General features: G+C 67.7%; 19 protein-coding genes. 13 read left to right on the top strand and 6 right to left on the bottom strand.

Annotation, left to right across the window (positions count from 1 at the left end):
• Positions 1 to 97 precede the first annotated feature (97 nt).
• Positions 98 to 1858 carry an acetolactate synthase 3 large subunit gene (locus V5F63_RS09240; protein ID WP_394102237.1) on the bottom strand — a complete coding sequence of 587 codons (1761 nt, stop codon included), beginning with the start codon at positions 1856 to 1858 and terminating at the stop codon, positions 98 to 100.
• 428 nt (positions 1859 to 2286) lie between these two features.
• Here V5F63_RS09240 and V5F63_RS09235 point away from each other — a divergent pair, with 428 nt between their 5' ends.
• The 7 genes from V5F63_RS09235 (at position 2287) to lpxK (ending at position 7998) form a co-directional block, all read left to right on the top strand.
• Positions 2287 to 2769: a hypothetical protein gene (locus V5F63_RS09235; RefSeq protein WP_209488754.1), complete on the top strand. Its 483-nt coding sequence runs from the start codon at positions 2287 to 2289 to the stop codon at positions 2767 to 2769.
• 10 nt (positions 2770 to 2779) lie between these two features.
• A complete protein-coding gene (gene ubiA / locus V5F63_RS09230; RefSeq protein ID WP_209488753.1) occupies positions 2780 to 3745 on the top strand; it encodes a 4-hydroxybenzoate octaprenyltransferase in 966 nt (321 codons plus the stop codon).
• A gap of 85 nt (positions 3746 to 3830) precedes the next feature.
• Positions 3831 to 4682 (top strand): 3'(2'),5'-bisphosphate nucleotidase CysQ, encoded by an 852-nt coding sequence (locus V5F63_RS09225; protein WP_394029353.1) that lies wholly within the window; start codon positions 3831 to 3833, stop codon positions 4680 to 4682.
• Positions 4679 to 4924, top strand: coding sequence for a DUF4170 domain-containing protein (locus V5F63_RS09220; RefSeq protein ID WP_168456440.1), 246 nt, complete (start codon positions 4679 to 4681; stop codon positions 4922 to 4924). The genes V5F63_RS09225 and V5F63_RS09220 overlap by 4 nt, the downstream gene beginning before the upstream one ends.
• A 59-nt stretch (positions 4925 to 4983) precedes the next feature.
• Positions 4984 to 5682 (top strand): lysophospholipid acyltransferase family protein, encoded by a 699-nt coding sequence (locus V5F63_RS09215; RefSeq protein ID WP_394029354.1) that lies wholly within the window; start codon positions 4984 to 4986, stop codon positions 5680 to 5682.
• A 10-nt stretch (positions 5683 to 5692) separates the two neighbouring features.
• The gene (locus V5F63_RS09210; RefSeq protein ID WP_209488750.1) at positions 5693 to 6988 is read left to right on the top strand and encodes a 3-deoxy-D-manno-octulosonic acid transferase; all 1296 of its coding nucleotides are present in this window, start codon (positions 5693 to 5695) and stop codon (positions 6986 to 6988) included.
• A 2-nt stretch (positions 6989 to 6990) separates the two neighbouring features.
• The gene (gene lpxK, locus V5F63_RS09205; protein ID WP_394102316.1) at positions 6991 to 7998 is read left to right on the top strand and encodes a tetraacyldisaccharide 4'-kinase; all 1008 of its coding nucleotides are present in this window, start codon (positions 6991 to 6993) and stop codon (positions 7996 to 7998) included.
• A gap of 6 nt (positions 7999 to 8004) precedes the next feature.
• Here the strand turns inward: lpxK and V5F63_RS09200 are convergent, their stop codons facing one another.
• Positions 8005 to 8376 carry a DUF423 domain-containing protein gene (locus tag V5F63_RS09200; protein ID WP_209488749.1) on the bottom strand — a complete coding sequence of 124 codons (372 nt, stop codon included), beginning with the start codon at positions 8374 to 8376 and terminating at the stop codon, positions 8005 to 8007.
• Between the two features lie 279 nt (positions 8377 to 8655).
• On the opposite strand from V5F63_RS09200, the gene acs reads away from it, so the two are divergent.
• A complete protein-coding gene (acs, locus tag V5F63_RS09195; RefSeq protein ID WP_394029356.1) occupies positions 8656 to 10608 on the top strand; it encodes an acetate--CoA ligase in 1953 nt (650 codons plus the stop codon).
• Positions 10609 to 11155: 547 nt separating this feature from the next.
• Here the strand turns inward: acs and V5F63_RS09190 are convergent.
• The 3 genes from V5F63_RS09190 to V5F63_RS09180 form a co-directional block, all read right to left on the bottom strand.
• Positions 11156 to 11428, bottom strand: a complete 273-nt coding sequence (locus V5F63_RS09190) for a hypothetical protein (RefSeq protein WP_229645783.1) — start codon at positions 11426 to 11428, stop codon at positions 11156 to 11158.
• 105 nt (positions 11429 to 11533) lie between these two features.
• Entirely contained in the window at positions 11534 to 11935 is a 402-nt protein-coding gene (locus V5F63_RS09185) for a TIGR02301 family protein (protein ID WP_209488747.1), read from the bottom strand.
• A gap of 62 nt (positions 11936 to 11997) precedes the next feature.
• On the bottom strand, positions 11998 to 12462 hold the full coding sequence (locus V5F63_RS09180) for an NUDIX hydrolase (RefSeq protein ID WP_209488746.1): 465 nt from the start codon (positions 12460 to 12462) through the stop codon (positions 11998 to 12000).
• Positions 12463 to 12644: 182 nt separating this feature from the next.
• Between V5F63_RS09180 and V5F63_RS09175 the strand changes: the two genes are divergently transcribed.
• The 3 genes from V5F63_RS09175 (at position 12645) to V5F63_RS09165 (ending at position 17007) form a co-directional block, all read left to right on the top strand.
• Entirely contained in the window at positions 12645 to 13208 is a 564-nt protein-coding gene (locus V5F63_RS09175; protein WP_169121510.1) for an HD domain-containing protein, read from the top strand.
• Positions 13205 to 13711 (top strand): tyrosine phosphatase family protein, encoded by a 507-nt coding sequence (locus V5F63_RS09170; RefSeq protein WP_209488745.1) that lies wholly within the window; start codon positions 13205 to 13207, stop codon positions 13709 to 13711. Before V5F63_RS09175 ends, V5F63_RS09170 begins: the two co-directional genes overlap by 4 nt.
• 371 nt (positions 13712 to 14082) lie before the next feature.
• On the top strand, positions 14083 to 17007 hold the full coding sequence (locus tag V5F63_RS09165; RefSeq protein WP_394102236.1) for a hypothetical protein: 2925 nt from the start codon (positions 14083 to 14085) through the stop codon (positions 17005 to 17007).
• A gap of 18 nt (positions 17008 to 17025) precedes the next feature.
• Here the strand turns inward: V5F63_RS09165 and V5F63_RS09160 are convergent, their stop codons facing one another.
• Positions 17026 to 17949, bottom strand: coding sequence for a methyltransferase domain-containing protein (locus V5F63_RS09160; protein WP_394102235.1), 924 nt, complete (start codon positions 17947 to 17949; stop codon positions 17026 to 17028).
• Between the two features lie 170 nt (positions 17950 to 18119).
• On the opposite strand from V5F63_RS09160, the gene V5F63_RS09155 reads away from it, so the two are divergent.
• On the top strand, positions 18120 to 18344 hold the full coding sequence (locus V5F63_RS09155; protein WP_394102234.1) for a DUF2188 domain-containing protein: 225 nt from the start codon (positions 18120 to 18122) through the stop codon (positions 18342 to 18344).
• Positions 18345 to 18346: 2 nt separating this feature from the next.
• Positions 18347 to 18982 carry a hypothetical protein gene (locus tag V5F63_RS09150; RefSeq protein ID WP_394102233.1) on the top strand — a complete coding sequence of 212 codons (636 nt, stop codon included), beginning with the start codon at positions 18347 to 18349 and terminating at the stop codon, positions 18980 to 18982.
• Positions 18983 to 19042 lie beyond the last annotated feature (60 nt).

Here is a 19042-nt window from a genome sequence, read left to right as displayed (position 1 = left end):
GTCGCGGTCCGTCAGGTGCCGGGCCATATCCCGGCATCCCCCTCACCCCCGGCCCCTCTCCCGCAAGGGCAGAGGGGAGGAAGCGAGAGGGCCCGCCTCACACCAGCATCTTGCCCTCGTCGGTGATGGCCTCGTCGAGATCGATCGCCATGTCGCCGAGGATCATCTCGTTGTGGGCGCGGCCCGACGGGATCATGGGGAAGCAGTTCTCCTGCTGGTCCACGATGCAGTCGAAGATCACCGGCCGCTTGATGGCGATCATCTCCTCGATGGCCGCATCGAGATCGGCCGGCTTGTCGCAGCGGATGCCCACGCCGCCATAGGCGTCGGCCAGCTTCACGAAGTCCGGGAGCGCCTCCGAATAGGAGTGCGAGTAGCGCCCGCCGTGCAGCAGCTCCTGCCACTGGCGCACCATGCCCATGTACTTGTTGTTCAGGATGAAGATCTTCACCGGCAGGTCGAACTGCACGGCGGTCGACATCTCCTGCATGTTCATGAGGATTGAGGCCTCGCCGGCGATGTCGATGCACAGGGCGTCGGGATGCGCCTTCTGCGCGCCGATGGCGGCGGGCAGACCGTAGCCCATGGTGCCGAGGCCGCCGGAGGTCATCCAGCGGTTCGGCTCCTCGAAGCGGAAGAACTGCGCCGCCCACATCTGGTGCTGGCCCACCTCGGTGGAGATGTAGACGTCCTTGTCCTTGGTGAGATTGTAGAGCCGCTCGATGGCGTATTGCGGCTTGATGATCTCGTCCGAGTGCCGGTAGGCGAGCGAGTTGCGCGCCCGCCAGCGGTCGATCTGCGCCCACCAGGCGTCCAGCGCCGCCTTGTCCAGCTTCAGGCTGCGCGCCTTCCAGGCGGCCAGCATGTCGGCGAGCACGCGGGTGCAGTCGCCGATGATGGGCAGGTCCACCTTGACGTTCTTGTTGATGGACGAGGGGTCGATGTCGATGTGGATCTTCTTGGAGAAGGGCGCGAAAGCGTCGAGGCGGCCTGTGATGCGGTCGTCGAAGCGCGCGCCGATGCAGACCATCACGTCGCAATCGTGCATGGCCATGTTGGCTTCATAGGTGCCGTGCATGCCCAGCATGCCGAGCCACTGGCGGTCGGCCGCCGGATAGGCGCCGAGGCCCATCAGCGTGGAGGTCACGGGCACGCCGGTGAGGCGGGCCAGCTCGCGCAGGATGCGGCTCGCCTCCGGCCCGGAATTGATGACGCCGCCGCCGGTGTAGAAGATCGGCTTCTTCGCGCCGGCGATCAGCTCCACCGCCGCCGCGATCTGCGGCGCCTCGGCGTCGAGCTTGGGGCGGTAGGTCTTGTGCTGGATGTTCTCGCGGCCGACATAGGTGCCGGTGGCGAACTGCACGTCCTTCGGAATGTCCACCACCACCGGACCGGGCCGGCCGTTCTGGGCGACATAGAAGGCTTCATGCAGCGTGCGCGCGAGATCATTCACGTCCCGCACCAGATAGTTGTGCTTGGTGCAGGGACGGGTGATGCCGACCGTATCGCATTCCTGGAAGGCGTCGTTGCCGATGAGGTGGGTCGCGACCTGTCCGGTGATGCAGACGATCGGGATGGAATCCATCAGCGCGTCGGTGAGGCCGGTGACAGCGTTGGTCGCGCCGGGGCCGGAGGTGACGAGCACCACGCCAACTTTGCCGGAGGAGCGGGCATAGCCCTCGGCCGAATGCACCGCCGCCTGCTCGTGGCGCACCAGGATGTGCTCGATGTGGTTCTGGTGGAACAGCGCGTCATAGATCGGCAGCACCGCGCCGCCGGGATAGCCGAAGATGTGCTCGACGCCCTGGTCGGCGAAGGCCTGGATCACCATCTCGGCGCCGGTCATCTGCTTGCTCATGGCCCAACTCCCTGCGGGATCCTTGCCGGTCCCGGCCGGCGGGCTCCGCCGGACTTCTGTCGCTGTCTCAACCCGGCCTGCGGCCCGGCTCGATCTCAAAAATTCCGCGCCGGCGCCCCGGCTCAGAAACGACGAAGGGGCCCGAAGGCCCCTCGTCACGCGCCACCTCGTTCGTCGCAGCCTCAGGCCGGACGGAAAGTGGCGCACCACCCTACGAGAAGAATAACGATCTTGCGCATGTCGGCGCCGTCCCTTTCAAAAGTTGCGCGAAATTACCCATGAGGAGCAGGGCCGTCAAGCGTCGATGCACTCCGTTAGGGAATGTGTTGTAGCTTTCCGCAGCTTCCGCCGTGATATTGCCCAAAGTTGGGGGTCTGTATATCAAACCTGTGGTCCCGAAGGACCCCGATGAGGAGGGGCGCTGCCTCATGAAGAAGTTCACGCTCGCGATCTCGGCCACTCTGCTCGCAACTGCGCTGTCTGCCGGCGTCGCGCTGGCGGACTGCCAGAGCGATGTCGCGTCGGTTCGCGGTGAACTGGAGGAAAAGGGCAAGGCCCTGCAGTCGGTCGTGAGCAAGAAGGAAAAGAACCCGCAGGTGCTCTGCCCCGCGTTCCGCGCTTATGCCGCGGCCGAGCAGAAGTGGGTGAAGTTCCTGACCGACAACAAGGACTGGTGTCAGGTTCCCCAGCAGGCCATCGATCAGGCCGCCGCCTCCAACAAAAAGACCGCCGATCTGCGCAACAAGATCTGCGAAGCCGCCGCCAATGGCGCGACCGGCGTCGGCGGACCCAACAAGCCCCCGCCGCAGGGCTCCATGTCCAGCGCGCTCGGCATCACCACCGGCTACAGCGTCAACGCGGAAAAGAACTCCGGCGTGTTCGGTACGCTCAACGGCAACGCGCTGAAGTGAGGTTGCCGTATTGAGTGCCCGCGAAGGGGCTGCCGCCCCGCAGATTGCCGATGCCCCGCGCGGTAACTGGGTGGAGCGCATCGCTCCAGGCCCGGTGCGTCCATACCTGCGACTCGCGCGGATGGACCGCCCGATCGGCTCCTGGCTTCTGCTGTTGCCCTGCTGGTGGTCCACCGCGCTTGCCGCCATCGCCAATGACGATCCCTACCCTTCGGTGAAGCTGCTGGTGCTGTTCGCCATCGGCGCCGTCGCCATGCGCGGGGCGGGCTGCACCTGGAACGACATTCTCGACCGCAAGATCGACCGGCAGGTGGCGCGCACGCGCGGCCGGCCCATCGCCTCCGGCCAGGTGAGCGTTCCCGCGGCTTTCGCCTTTCTCGTGGTTCAGGCCCTCATCGGGCTGGCGGTTCTTCTGTCCCTGCCGCATTTCGCCATCGTCACGGGCATCGCCTCCCTCGGCGTGGTGGCGGTCTACCCGCTGATGAAGCGCGTGACCTCGGTGCCGCAGCTCATTCTCGGCATCGCCTTCTCGTGGGGCGCGCTGATGGGCTGGGCGAGCGTGATGCGCACCATCGCGGACCCGGCGCTGCTGCTGTTCGCCGGCTCGGTGCTGTGGGTGTTCGCCTACGACACCATCTATGCCCATCAGGACAAGGAGGACGACGCCATCGTCGGCGTCCGCTCCACCGCGTTGCTGTTCGGGCGCAGCACGGGGCTCGCCGTCTCCCTGTGCTATGTGCTGGTGGTGTTCCTGTTCGCGGGGGCGCTCATGTCGGTGCCGGTGGGGCCGTTTGCCTACCTCGGCCTGATCGGATTCGCCCTTCACCTGTGGATGCAGGTGCGCCGTCTCGACATTGATGATCCCGAGCGCTGCCTCGCCGTCTTTAAGTCGAATCGCGACGCCGGGCTCATCCTGTTTGCGGGCCTCGCCCTCGACACCCTCCTGCCCAACACCATCCTGCCTCTCTTGCCGTAAGGGCAAGCCGGAGGGCGGTCCGATTGACGCGGTGCAGCATCAGGTGGCTTGCCTCGCGGCGTCTACGCCCCTATCTGGCAGGGCAATGAGCACCGAACCGACGCGCGCCGGCGGCGGGGATCATCCCCGGATCGCCATCGACGATGCCTTTGCCCGCCGTATGGTCGCGACCGTGGCCGAGGCCGGTGAGATGGCGCGCGGCATGTTCGCGGCCGGCGTGAAGACCTGGACGAAGGGCAACGATTCCCCCGTCACCGAGGCCGACATGGCGGTGGACGCCTTCCTGCGGCAGCATCTGACGGCGCTCGATCCGGCTGCCGGCTGGCTGTCCGAGGAATCGGCCGATACGCCCGCGCGCCTGTCCGCCCGGCGGCTGTGGGTGGTGGACCCCATCGACGGCACCCGCGCCTTCATGGCGGCGGGCAGCGACTGGGCGGTGTCCGTGGCGTTGGTGGTGGAGGGGCGTCCTGTCGCCGCCGCCTTGTTCGCTCCCGCCACCGACGAGATGTTCACGGCCATTGCCGGCGCGGGCGCCTTCCGCAACGGCCGCCCCCTCGCCGTATCGCCCCGTGCGCGGCTGGACGGCGCACGGGTCGCCGGCCCGCCGGCCGATCTCGACCGCATGGCCCGCGCCGCGCCCATCGAGCGCCTGCCGCGCATCCGCTCGCTGGCGCTGCGCCTCGCGCGGGTGGCGACGGCGGAGATCGATGTCGCCCTTGCCGGCGGCAATTCCAACGACTGGGATCTGGCCGCCGCCGATCTGGTGGTGAGCGAGGCCCAGGGCCGCCTCACCGGCCATGACGGGGCGCCCTTGCGCTACAATGCGCCCGTCCCGAGCCACGCCCCCCTCGTCTGCGCCGGTGCTCCGCTGCACCCGGTCGCGCTTGAGGCCATGGGCGCACCCGTTTCTTTCAAAGCCGCATTGGATACGCCATGACTGAGACGAAGAAGCAGTTGCCCCACCTTGTGTTCGGCGGGGAATTGACCGCGATCGACAGCACCGAATTCAAGGATCTCACCAAGCTCGACATCGTCGGCATTTATCCCGACTATGCCAGCGCCGCGGCCGCCTGGAAGGCGAAGGCGCAGCAGACCGTGGACAACGCCCTGATGCGCTACTTCGTGGTACATCTCCACCGCCTCCTTGATCCGGAAACCGGCAAGGTTCAGGGCGGGTGAGCATCGGGTCCCTCGTCCTGCCCACCGGGCAGGACGCAACAACAGTGGGCAAACCATAGATGTGGCGGCGACTGAGGACCAACCGCGCCTTCAAGGTGGCAGCGGGAACGACGTTTGCGTCCTATTTCAAGCTCGTGGCGCGGACGAGCGACTTCGTCATCGAGCCGCCAGACGTCTTCGAGACCATCGACGAGCACCTGCCGGTGATCGTCACCTTCTGGCACGGGCAGCATTTCCTCACGCCGTTCGCCATGAAGCCCCACCACAAGGCCAAGGTGCTGATCTCCCGCCATGCGGATGCGGAGATCAACGCCATCGCCGCCGAGAAGCTCGGCGTCGGGACCATTCGCGGCTCCGGCGCCACCTCCAGGCGCGACTTCCACCGCAAGGGGGCGGTTTCCGCCACCTATCAGATGCTCGATACCCTTGCGGAAGGCATCAATGTGGCGATGACCGCCGATGTCCCCAAGATCGCCCGCAAGGTGGGCATGGGCGTCGTTACCATTGCACGCTACTCGGGACGCCCTATCATCCCGATCGCCATGGCGACCCGAAATCGCATCACCCTGAAGAGCTGGGACCGTGCCAGCCTGAACCTGCCGTTCGGGAAGGGCGCCGCCGTCGCCGGAGCCCCCATCTGGGTGGCCCGTGACGTGGACGACGCCGGCCTCCTCGCGGCCCGCGATCAGGTGCAGGCCAGCCTTGAGGACGTGACCCGCCGGGCCGAGGCGCTGGCCGCGCGGACCACGCGTCGATGAAGGCGCCGGCATGAAGGGGCGCAAGCTGCCCATCACTCTGCGCGCCTACCGGCGGGCGAGTTCCGTGGCGTCGCTGCTGGCTCCGGCCTGGCTGTCCTACCGTGTCCGCAAGGGCAAGGAGGATCCCGCGCGTCTCGCCGAGCGGCGCGGCTATGCCAGCACCGAGCGTCCCCCCGGCCCTATGGTGTGGGTGCATGGCGCCAGCGTCGGCGAGGTCATTTCCGTCCTGCCGCTGATCGAGCGGCTGACCCAGCGCGGCTTCCGCGTGCTGCTCACCTCCGGCACGCTCACCTCCAGCCGGGTGGCCGAGCGGCGGGCGCCGCCCGGCGTCATCCACCAGTTCGTGCCTCTGGATGCGCGGGCCTTCGTCGCCCGCTTCCTCGACCATTGGGCGCCGGACCTCGTGTTGCTGGCCGAATCCGAACTCTGGCCGAACCTGCTCTCCGAGCTTGGCCGGCGGGGAACGCCCATCGTGCTCATCAACGGCCGGCTCTCCGAGCGTTCCGCCAGGCGCTGGGGGAAGCTGCCCAAGAGCGCGCGGGCGCTGCTCTCCCGCGTCGATTTGTGCCTCGCCCAGAGCGAGGAGGATGGCGCGCGATTCCGGGCGCTGGGCACGCCACGCGTGGAAGTGTGCGGCAATCTGAAATTCGACGTGCCGGCCCCCTCCGCCGACCCGGCCGAATTGCAGCGGCTGGACAAGGCGCTCGGCAAGCGGCCGATCCTGCTGGCCGCCTCCACCCATGAGGGCGAGGAGGCGCTGATGATCGAGGCGCACGAGATCCTCACCTCGAAGATCCCTGAGCTGGTCACCGTCATCGCCCCCCGCCATCCCGAGCGCGGGCTTGATGTGGCGGCGCTCGCCCAGGCGGCGGACCTCGCCACCCGTCAGCGCAGCCTCGGCGAGCTGCCGGACAAAGAGACCGACATCTACATCGCCGACACCATCGGCGAACTGGGCCTGTTCTACCGCATGGCGCCCGTGGTCTTCATGGGTGGCTCGCTGGTGGAGCATGGCGGGCAGAACCCCATCGAGCCCGCGAAGCTCGGGGCGGTGGTGCTGCATGGGCCGCATGTGTGGAACTTCGCCAACATCTACGAGCGGCTCGATGCCGACGAAGGCGCGGCGGAAGTGACCGACGCGCTGGGCATCGCCCGCGCCGCCTATGCCCTCATCAAGGACCCGCAACTGCACGGCGAAATGGCGGATGCCGCCCATGCGGCCGTGACATCGCTGGGCGGCGCGCTAGACCGCACGCTCGCCGCCATCGAGCCCTATCTGGTCCATATCCGCCTGCAGGCCCGCTGATGCTGCGCGCGCCCGCCTTCTGGTGGCGCGACCGGCCCGGCCTTGCCGCCGCCCTGCTCTCTCCGGTGGCGGCGGTGATCGGCGGCGTCGCGCTGCGCCGGCTCGGGCAGGCCGGCGGCACGGTGGACGTGCCGGTGATCTGCATCGGCAATCCCACCGTTGGCGGCGCGGGCAAGACGCCCACCGCCATCGCCCTCATCGAGCGGCTCAAGGCGCGCGGCGCGCGGCCGTTCGCGCTGCTGCGCGGGCATGGCGGCAAGGCCAAGGCCCCCCTTCGCGTCGATCCCGCCGCCCACGGCGCGGCGGACGTGGGCGACGAGGCCCTGCTGCTCGCCCGCCACGCGCCCACCATCGTCGCCGGTGGCGATCGCCTGGGTGGGGCGCGGCTCGCGGTGGCGCAGGGCGCGAGCCATGTGGTGATGGACGACGGGTTCCAGAATCCCTCGCTCAACAAGGACAGCGCGCTGCTGGTCATCGACGCCGGCGTGGGTGTGGGCAACGGCCAAGTCACCCCGTCCGGTCCCCTGCGCGCCCCGCTGGCGCCGCAGCTCGCCAAGGCCGACGCGGTACTGGTGATCGGCGATGGTGCGCCGGGTGAGCGGGTGGCCGTCGCGGCGCGCGCGGCGGGGCTTCCCGTTTTGCGCGGGCATCTCGCGCCGGAGCCTGCGGCCATCGCGGCGCTGGAGGGCATGCCGCTAATCGCCTTCGCCGGCATCGGACGGCCGGAGAAGTTCTTCGCCACGCTGGAAGCCTGCGGCCTGACGGTGGTCGCCCGCCATGCCTTCGCCGACCACCATCCCTACCGGCCCGAGGAGATCGCCCGCCTCGCGGCGGACGCGGCGCGGCGCGGGGCGCGGCTCGTGACGACGCAGAAGGATCACGTGCGGCTGGCACCCGAGGTCGGGGACGGCATCGCCACCCTGCCCGTCCGCCTCGTCCTCGATGGCACGGACGCGCTGGATGTCCTGATCGACCGCGCCGAGGCCCGCGCCGCCGCGCGAACGTCCTGATGCGCCTCAGCGCCGCCGCGCCAGCAGCGCGGTCGCCGCCACCGTCAGCCAGCCGAGGATCATCAGGCTGCCACCGAACGGCGCGCTGCCGCCCAGGAGCTTGACATCCATCAAGGCCCGCGCCGCCAGATCGCCCGAAAACAGAAGCGTGCCGAGCGCGATGGCGCTTGCCCCCACCTTCAGCAGCACGCCGCCACGGGTGAGCTGAAGGGCAAGGGCCACCAGCGCGGCCAGCGCGGCAGCGTTGAACAGCAGGAAGTGCGCGGCGGTTTCCAGATTGGGTCCGCCGCCCACATGGGCCGCAGCCGCCGAGGCGGCGACGCCGGCCGCCCCGAACAGGCCGGCAAGAAGGACGAGAAGACGGGTCCAGAGGTCCATCGGGCGTTTCCTTGAGGCGCCGCGGCCGATCGCGGGCAGCCCCGTCTATACGCCCGCCGGAAGGGTCGCGGTGCATGACATCGCGGCGCAGGGTGTTGCAGCGCCCGTCACGATTCCCCGGCAATGCCCGGGGCCAACCAAGGGCTATGAGCCCAAAGTCTGGCTGGGCGGTGCCTTGTGGAGCGTCGAGGCGCTCAGCATAATCCGCCCCAACCAAGGCGGGTACCGCCGTGAACGATGGACAGCGGACGAAGCAGTCCGCGCGAGGGAGGCTTGAAAATGTCCGACAAGGTTTATGACGTTCCGTCCCAGTGGGCCCAGAAGGCCTATGTGGACGACGCGCACTATCAATCCATGTATGCCGCCTCGGTCAACGACCCGAACGCCTTCTGGGGCGAGCACGGCAAGCGGATCGACTGGTTCACGCCCTACACGAAGGTGAAGAACACCTCGTATGATCCCGGCCACGTCTCCATCAAGTGGTTCGAGGACGGCGTCACCAACGTCGCCTACAATTGCGTGGACCGGCATCTCGAGACCCGCGGCGACCAGGTGGCCATCATCTGGGAGGGCGACAGCCCCGACGAGAGCCGCAAGATCACCTATCGCGAACTCTCCTCCGAGGTGAACAAGCTCGCCAACGTGCTGCGCAACCGCGGCGTGGAGAAGGGCGACCGCGTCACCATCTATCTGCCGATGATCCCCGAGGCGGCGTTCGCCATGCTCGCCTGCGCGCGGCTCGGCGCCATTCACTCCATCGTGTTCGGCGGCTTCTCCCCGGACAGCCTCGGCGGGCGCATCGCCGACTGCGGCTCGAAGGTCGTCATCACCGCGGACGAAGGCCTGCGCGGCGGCCGCAAGGTGCCGCTGAAGGCCAATGTGGACGCGGCCGTGAACCAGATCGAGGGCGGCGTGGACCACGTGATCGTGGTGCGCCGCACCGGCGGCAAGGTGGACATGGTTCCCGGCCGCGACGTCTATTACGACGAAGCCGCCGCCATGGTGACGGACGAGTGCCCGGCCGAGCCCATGAACGCGGAAGATCCGCTGTTCATCCTCTACACCTCCGGCTCCACCGGCAAGCCGAAGGGCGTGCTGCACACCACCGGCGGCTATCTCGTCTATGCGTCCATGACGCATCAGTACGTGTTCGACTATCACCCCGGCGACATCTACTGGTGCACCGCCGACGTGGGCTGGGTGACGGGCCATTCCTACATCGTCTACGGCCCGCTCGCGAACGGCGCCACCACGCTGATGTTCGAGGGCATCCCCAACTATCCCAGCATGTCCCGCTTCTGGGACGTGATCGACAAGCACCAGGTGTCGATCTTCTACACCGCCCCCACCGCCATCCGCTCGCTGATGCAGGCGGGCGAGGAGCCGGTGAAGAAGACCTCGCGCGCCTCCCTGCGCCTGCTCGGCTCGGTGGGCGAGCCCATCAATCCGGAGGCCTGGGAGTGGTACTACCGCGTGGTCGGCGAGGAGCGCTGCCCCATCGTCGATACGTGGTGGCAGACCGAGACCGGCGGCATCCTCATCACCCCCCTGCCCGGCGCCACGAAGCTCAAGCCCGGCTCGGCCACCCGTCCCTTCTTCGGCGTGCAGCCGGAAGTGGTGGATGCGGCCGGCCAGGTGCTGGACGGCGCCTGCGAGGGCAACCTCGTGATCGCCGATAGCTGGCCGGGCCAGATGCGCACGGTCTATGGCGACCATGAGCGCTTCGAGCAGACCTACTTCGCCACCTACCCCGGAAAGTACTTCACGGGCGACGGCTGCCGCCGCGACGCGGACGGCTTCTACTGGATCACCGGCCGCGTGGACGACGTGATCAACGTCTCCGGCCACCGCATGGGCACGGCGGAGGTGGAAAGCGCCCTCGTCGCCCATCCGAAGGTGTCCGAGGCGGCGGTGGTGGGCTTCCCGCACGACATCAAGGGCCAGGGCATCTATGCCTATGTCACCCTGATGGACGGCGTCGAACCCACCGAGGAGCTGCGCAAGGAACTGGTGGCGTGGGTGCGCCGGGAGATCGGCCCCATCGCCTCGCCCGACCTGATCCAGTTCGCGCCGGGCCTGCCCAAGACCCGATCGGGCAAGATCATGCGCCGCATCCTGCGCAAGATCGCGGAAGACCAGTTCGAGAGCCTCGGCGACACCTCGACGCTGGCCGATCCCGGCGTGGTGGAAGACCTCATCAGCAACCGCCAGAACAAGCGCGACGCCGCCTGAGCGGCACGTCTCAGACGCCCTTCATCGTCACCGTCATGCCCCGGCTCGTCCGGGGCATCCACCGGGCCGATGGAGCGGTTTGAGCGGCGAATATCCGGCCCAGCCGCTCCGTGGATCCCCCGGACAAGCCGGGGGATGACGGCGGTGAAAAGGTCGGCGGGAGCGACAGTAAGACCAGACCGGCGTCCCTCGAGGCGCCGGTTTTCTTTTCAGCAACCGCCAGAACAAGCGCCACGCCGCCTGAGCGGCAAGTCTCCGGCGTTCCCTCATCGTCACCGTCATGGCCCGGCTCGTCCGGGCCATCCACCGGGCCGATGGAGCGGTTTGAGCGGCGAAGACCACCCCGGCCGTACCGTGGATCCCCCGGACAAGCCGGGGAATGACGGCAGTGCGGGACGTGGGTGGCGAACCCGAAAAGGCAAAACCGGCGTCCCTCGGGGCGCCGGTTTTCTTTTGGGCCGGCACACAAGAAAAACCGGGCGCTCGCGAGAGGCCCGGCGGGAGGAATGCGACGAAGACAGAACGGCGAGGGGGCTCGCCGCGCCGCTCAGTGCGAGCGGCTGACCACGGTGTATTCGCCGGCGGCGACCCGCTCGGCGACGCGCGCGACATATTCGGAACTCGCGGCCTCGCCATAGGTGGCGACGAGGCTGCGCAAAGCGGTGAAGAGCGCGGCCTGCACCAGGCAATCCTCGTCCAGCCCCTCGCGCACGGCCTCGACCCACGCATCGTTCAGATAGGTCAAAGCGGCGTGACGGTCATCGGCGGCCATGTCCGAGATTTCGGGCAGGTCGATGACGGGGTTGGTCAAGGTGGACACGTTTGGCTGCCTCCGCGCCGCAGAACCGAACGGCGCACGGGATATCTAGCACTTCACGCAGGGCGATTCAGGCGAGTTCTGACCAAAAGGTTAACACGGAACCGGTCAATTGCCCCCATACCGCACGACGATTTCGTGCGTGAGGCGCCCGCCCTCGTCAAGCTGGCGGTCCACCGCCATCCGCGCGGCCGGCGTGCAGCTGCGATAGACCTCGGCATAGCTGGAATAGCCGCGGTTGAAGCTGGCGATGATCTTGGTGCGGCGCGTCTCCGAAGGCTGCTCGGTGTCGATCAGCGCCTGCATCTCGTTGCGCCAGCGCTGCGCCTCGGCGGTGACGCCGCACAGGGGCCGCAGGTAATGCAGGGCGCCGAGGATTTCCGCGAGCCGCATCAAATCGCCGTCATAGGGCGGCGCCGCGCCTTCCGTCGGTCCGGCGGCGCGGGACGATTCAGGGCCGGCCAGCAGGAGGCCGGCGGCGAGAAGGAGAGAGAGCGCGCGCATCAGCATGGTTCCACCGCCACTCCTGCGGCGCCCGCCGTCCGCGGTCAAGGGGGCGGCGAACCCGCGGCTCAGATCTCGCCCATCAGGAGCGCGGCCTTGGCTACCACCTCGGCGAGCCCCTCGGTGGTGGTGAGGCCGGCGACCTCATTGATGCGAAACCAGCCCACTTCCGCCGCTTCCGCGCCGGGCATGGGCTCCCCGCCACGCCAGCGGGCGGCATGGGCGAGCACCACGAAATGGGCCTTCAGCTCGCCCTCGCGGTTGCGGACGATGATGTCGCGGGCGGCGGCGAGGCCGATGATCTCGGCCTCCACGCCCACCTCTTCCATCACCTCGCGCACGGCCGCCTCGGCCACCGTCTCGCCCGGCTCGACACGCCCGCCCGGCAGGCTCCACAGACCGGCACCGGGATTGGCGGCACGGCGGGCGAGCAGCACGAGGGGGCCGCGGAACACGGCGGCGCTGGCGGCGAGCGTCGGGCGCACCTCCACCGGCGGGAGGGCCGGCGTCTCGCGCTCAAGGGTGTCGGACATGAGAAATCCCGGAACGGAAAGGGTCGCGGCCACCCGTGACGGGCGGCTTGTGGCGTTTCGGCCGGAGCTTACCTTTCCCCGATCCGAGGAGCACGCGATTCGTGACCGAGCCAGCCGTCCCCGCCAAACCCCTTCCAAAGACCTCCCGCCGCGCCGGCGCCGCGCCGCGCGCGTGGCAGCGCATGCTCTCCGGCCGCCGGCTCGACCTGCTGGACCCCTCCCCCCTCGACGTGGAGATCGAGGACATCGCCCACGGCCTCGCCCGCGTGGCGCGCTGGAACGGCCAGACCTCGGGCGCCAACATCTTCTCTGTCGCGCAGCATTCCCTGCTGGTGGAGAAGATTTCCCGCCGCACCCATCCGGACCTCGACGCCCGCTGGCGCCTGTGCGTGCTGCTGCACGATGCGCCGGAATACGTCATCGGCGACATGATCTCCCCCTTCAAGGCCGTTCTGGGGGGCGACTACAAGGCCGTGGAGGCGCGCCTCCTCAGTGCCATCTGCGTGCGCTTTTCACTGCCGGTGGGCTGGCCCGATCAACTTTTGAAGATCGTCAAGGCGGCGGACCGCGCCTCGGCCTATTTCGAGGCGACGCGGCTGGCGGGATTCGCGGAGGAGGAGGCGAAAGCCTTCTTCGGCCGCCCCGCCCGCCTCGACGCTGGGGTGGAAAAGGATTATCTCACCCCCTGGGAGGCGGAAACGGCGAAAGCCCGTTTCCTCAAGAGATTCGAGGAGCTTGCGCCATGATCCATGTCTGCTCCCTCGCCAAGCTGCACGATACGGTCGCAACGACCGGCGCGCGGCATGTCATCACCCTCATCAACGGCGGCACGGTTCTGACCCGGCCGAGCAACGTCGATCCCACCAACCACCTCTTCCTCGGCATCAACGACATCGCCGAGGAGATCGAGGGACTGGTCGCGCCGGGCGAGGCGCACATGCTCGAGCTGTTCGAGTTCGTGCGCGCCTGGCCGCGCCAGACGCCGCTGGTGATCCATTGCTACGCCGGCATCTCGCGCTCCACGGCGGCCGCCTATGCCACCCTGTGCGCCCTCTTGCCGGACCGCGACGAGATGGAATTGGCCCAGCGCCTGCGCCACGCCTCGCCCACCGCGACGCCCAACCCGCGCATCGTCTCCCTCGCCGATGCGGCGCTGAAGCGGGAGGGACGGATGGTCGCCGCCATCCACGCCATCGGCCGCGGCGCCGACGCCTTCGAGGGCGAGCCCTTCGCTCTGCCCGTGGCCTGACCGGGCCGGCCTACCCCTCCCCCGGCAACGCTGAAGCACCGCGACGCCGCGCGGCGTCGTGAGCGCGCGGCGTGACGTAAGGTTGTAGGGGCGATGGTCATAGGATACGGTTCGCGGCAGGAACGAGCATGGCCCTCTGCGATGGTTCACCCGCGTTCGGGCGTTCCATCGCTGCGTTCCCGGCCACGGCGCGATGCGTGCCGGAAAACAAGACTCGTCACCATTCCTGATCGTCCCGGGGCCGCGCTGCCGTCCCCGCGTCCAGTCCCGGTGCGTTCGAGCCGGGCGGGAGCGGGTGTCTGGCGCGCCCCGTGATCTCAATGGACCGGCGGCCGTCAGGTGCGAGCCGCGAACACGGAGCGTGAGCAGCCATGAGCGATCCGGCACCCATTATCGGTACCGACGGTCCCGACGACCTGACCGGCGGGTCCGGCAATGACCAAATCTACGGCCTCGGCGGCGATGACATCCTCAGCGGCCTCGAGGGCGACGATCTCCTCGTGGGCGGCCCCGGCAACGACACGATGTACGGCGGCACCGGGAACGACACCTTCATCGTCGACAGCGCCGGCGATCAGGTGATCGAATATGACCGCGACGGCGAGGGCATCGACACCATCCGCACGTCCCTTTCCACCTACACGCCGCCGAGCTACGTCGAGTATCTCGTTTACGAGGGCACCGGTGATTTCACCGGCATCGGCACCGGGAGCACGAGAAGGATCACCGGCGGCGCGGGCAACGACACCCTCACCCTCGACCCTGATGTTTGGACAGGCGAGTTGCTCGGCGGCGCCGGCAACGACACCCTGACCGGAGGCAACGGCGCGGACTGGCTCGATGGCGGCGCGGGCAGCGACACCATGGCCGGAGGCGACGGCAACGACACCTATGTGGTGGACGATGTCGGCGACGTGGTGACGGAGCAGGCCTTCAGCGGCACCGATTACGTGCTGACCTCGCTTGCCAGCTACGCGCTTCCCGCCAACGTCGAGCAGCTCAAGTTCACCGGCACGGGCGCGTTTACCGGCGAGGGTAATTCCAGCTCCAACAAGATCACGGGCGGCACGGGCGACGACACGCTGTCGGGTGGTGACGGCAATGACACCATCTACGGTCAGGCCGGCCGCGACATAATCGACGGCGGCGCGGGCAATGACGCTCTCTATGGGGGCTCCGGCAACGACGTGCTCGATGGCGGGACCGGCGGCGAGCACCTGGAGGGCGGGACCGGCGACGACGTCTATCTGGTCGATTCCGCATACGACGGCGTCTACGAATACTCCGACGGCGGCAACGACCTGGTCCGGGCGTCCGTGGCGACTTACACGCTCAGGCAGGAGGTGGAAAATCTCACCTACACGGGATCCGGCGATTTCACCGGCACCGGCAACAAGCTCGCGAACGTGCTGAAGGCCGGCACCGGCAACGATGCCCTGTACGGTGGTGACGGGGACGATACGCTTTACGGCCTCGCCGGCAACGACATGCTCGACGGCGGTTCGGGCAATGACACCATGATTGGCGGATCCGGCAACGACACCTATGTGGTGGACGCCACCGGCGATGTCGTGACCGAATACAGTGGCGGCGGCACCGACACCGTCCAGACGACGCTGACCTCCTTCGCCCTCGGCGCCGAGGTGGAGAACCTCACCTACACCTTCGCCTTCCCCAGCACCGGAGCAGCGTTCACCGGCACCGGCAACAGCCTGGCGAACACCATCAGCGGCGGCAACTGGAACGATTCCCTATACGGCGGCGGCGGCAACGACACGCTCTATGGCCTCGACGGCAACGACTTGCTCGACGGTGGCGCAGGCAACGACGCCATGATCGGTGGCGCCGGCGATGACCTCTATTATGTCGATTCCATCGGCGACACGGTCACGGAAAGTGCGGTCGGGGGAACCGATTCCGTCCGCACGACGCTCGGCGCCTACACGCTCGGCACCTACGTGGAGAACCTCACCTATACCGGGACGGGCGCCTTCACCGGCACCGGCACCGGCGCCGACAACATGCTCAAGGGCGGCAGCAGCAACGACACCCTGTACGGCGGCAGCGGCAACGACACCCTCTACGGCCTCGCCGGCAATGACTCCCTCGATGGAGGAGCCGGTAACGACGCCATGATCGGCGGCTCGGGCGACGACCTCTATTTCGTGGATTCCCTCGGCGACACCACCGTCGAATATGCTGGCGGCGGGACCGACTCCGTGCGCACGAGCCTGTCGGCCTTCACGCTGGACGCCGAGGTGGAAAACCTCACCTACACCGGCACGGGCAGCTTCACCGGCACCGGCAACGCCCTCGACAATGTGCTGAAGGGGGGCGCCGCGAACGATGTCCTGTCCAGCGGTGCGGGAGACGACACCATCTACGGCCTCGCCGGCGACGACATCATCGACAGCGGTTCGGGCAACGACGTGCGGATCGGCGGATCGGGCAACGACACCTACATCATCGATTATGTCGGCGGCTCGATCATCGAATATGCCGGGGGCGGCACGGACACGGTGAAGACGTCGCTTTCCACCTACAGCCTTGCGGCGGAGCTGGAGAACCTGACCTACACCGGCTCCGGCGATTTCACCGGCAACGGCAACGGCCTCGTCAACACCCTCAAGGGCGGCACCCGCAATGACATCCTGAGGGGCGGCGCCGGCAACGACACCCTCTACGGCCTTGCGGGCAACGACACGCTGGACGGCGGCGCCGGCGACGACACCATGATCGGCGGTTCCGGCGACGACGCCTATGTCGTCAATGCCGCCGGGGATGTGGTGACGGAGTATTTCGGCGGCGGCACCGATACGGTCACGTCCTATCTCTCCAGCTACACGCTGGGTTCGGACGTGGAAAACCTCACGCTGGTGGGGGCCGGGCTGTCCGGCACGGGCAACGGCCTCGCCAACGTCATCCGAGGCGGCACGGGCAACGACACCATCACCGGTCTCGGCGGCGCGGACACGCTGTTCGGGGACGCCGGCGCAGACACGTTCGTCTACAAGGCCACCAGCGATTCCGGCGCCTCGTCCTTCGACACCATCGGCGACTTCTCCGCGGCCGCGGGCGACGTCATCGACTTGACCGCCATCGACGCCAACAGCGTGGGCGGCAGCGCGAACGATGCGTTCGTCTATGTCGGCGCCGCCGAATTCTCCGGCACAGCCGGTGAGCTCAGATTGGCCAACGGCCAGCTGCAGGGCGACACCAATGGCGACCGGATCGCCGATCTTTCGATCGCGCTCACCGGCGTCACCTCGCTCAGCGGATCGAACCTCAGATTGTGACGGGCATGCCGCGGGGGATCATCCGCGGCATGCCACCCCCACGAGCCCCGGCACCGGCGCACCTTTCTCAGAACGGGTGGAGGCCTGCTCCAGCAGCAGGAGGGCAAGCCCTGCCTCCCCCGCCAGCGCGCGGACATACACTTGCGCGTGGGCATAGCGCAGCGTCTCGCGCAGCAGCACGCCCTCGCCCTCATGCGTCTCCAGCGTGAAGGCGAAGAGCCCGTCCGGCGCCAGCGCGGCGCGGGCGGCGTGGAAGATGGGGCCAAGGTCGCCCACATAGCAGAGCGCGTCAGCGGCGATGACGAGATCGAGGCTGCCGGCCGGCACCGCCTGAAGCGCCGCGCCCATCTCGCCGGCTTCAAGCGCGGCGTAGAGGCCGAGCGCGCGCGCCTTCTCCAGCATGGCGGGGGAGAGGTCCACCCCATCCAGCCGCTCCGCGAGCGGCGCGAAGAGCACACCGGCGAGGCCGGTGCCGCAGCCGAGATCCAGCGCCGCGCCGAAGCGCAGCTCCCGGCCCTGCGCGGTGCATGCGGCGCGCACCGCTTCCAGCAGCAGTTCGGGGCCGCGATAGGCGAGTTTCTCGCGCAGCGCCGTGTCGAAGCGATCGGCATATTGGTCGAACAGGGTCCGCACATAGGCGGCCGACATGGCTCCTTCCGCGCCTTCCGTCCCATCCCCGAGCCGCGCCCGCCTGAGCCCGGCGCCGAGCCGGTCGGCGGGATCGAGCGCCAACGCCCGGCCATAGGCCTCCCGCGCGGCGTCCCCTTCCCCCTGCCCTTCCCGCGCCTCGCCCAGCAGGAACCAGGCGGCGGCGAAAGTCGGCGCCGCCTCTACCGTCTCGGCCAGAAGCTCGGCGGCGGCGGCAAAATCCCGCTCGCCAAGGAAAGCGCGCGCCCAGTCGAGCCGCCGGTCGAGGACGGGATCGCCGGAGGAGGAGATCATAGCCGAGGGTACCACCGTCGAGGCCTCGTAAAATGGTTGGCCGCACTTACATAGCGGGCATAGTCCTTACCTCAAAAGCCGCGCCCATGCTGTTCGCTCGGCTCGGAGCGATTCATTGATCGAAGGGCGAATATCGCTTACCCTCAAGCTAGGTTCAGAGGAGTTCCAGCATGGCCGCCAAAGGTCAGCATGTGGTTCCCCGCGAGGGAGGGTGGGCAGTCCGTTCTTCGGGATCCGCCCGCGTATCGGGCCGCTATGCTACGCAGGAGGAAGCCATCGCCGCCGCCGTTCGAATTGCAAAGACCAAAAAGACGGAAGTCTACATCCATGGGCGCGATGGCCTGATCCGTTCGCGCAATTCCTATGGAGAAGACCGCTTTCCAGCCAAGGGATGACAATGCCGGGGGCCGAGCCGCCGTTCGAGAAATCGGTCTTCATCAATTGCCCTTTTGATGCAGCTTATCAGCCTGTTCTTCGTGCAATTGCATTTTGCGTTGTATTTCTCGGATTTACACCGAGACTGGCACCAGAAAATCCAGACAATGGCGTTGCACGACTGGATCGTATTCTTCACCTCATCCTTACTTCGAAATTTGCAATTCACGACATCCGCCGTTGCCGCGCCCAATCTGCGGGAGAGTTCGCCCGGATGAATATGCCTTTCGAGCTCGGGCTGGACCTCGGCTGCCGAAAGTTCGGCCCAGCTCACCTCGGTGACAAGAAACTGCTCGTTCTGGAAGACACCCGCTACGATTTTCAGAAAACACTGTCTGATATTTCCGGCTGGGACATAGAGGCACACGGCGGCAATCATCAGAAGGCAGTTCAGCGCGTCCGCAGTTGGCTCGTTCATCAGGCGGGTGCGGAACCCATTGGCCCAAGCCGCATTCTTGCACGGTATGAGGATTTCCAAGGGTGGTATCTTGATGATCAGCTCCAGCGCGGCGCATCTGAGGAAGACCTCGGTGAATATCCCATGCACGAAATGATCCATGCTATGCAAAGCTGGATGAACTCGGCCCAACCTGGGTGATGAGACGTTTGGGGCACAGCGTTATGTTCGCGGAAGCTTGCGGACGACGGGCGAATGATC

Source organism: Xanthobacter wiegelii (genome assembly GCF_043193855.2).
Taxonomy (GTDB): domain Bacteria; phylum Pseudomonadota; class Alphaproteobacteria; order Rhizobiales; family Xanthobacteraceae; genus Xanthobacter; species Xanthobacter flavus_A.
Note: the sequence above shows the minus strand (reverse complement) of the source record. Positions and strands in the feature narration are given on the sequence as shown.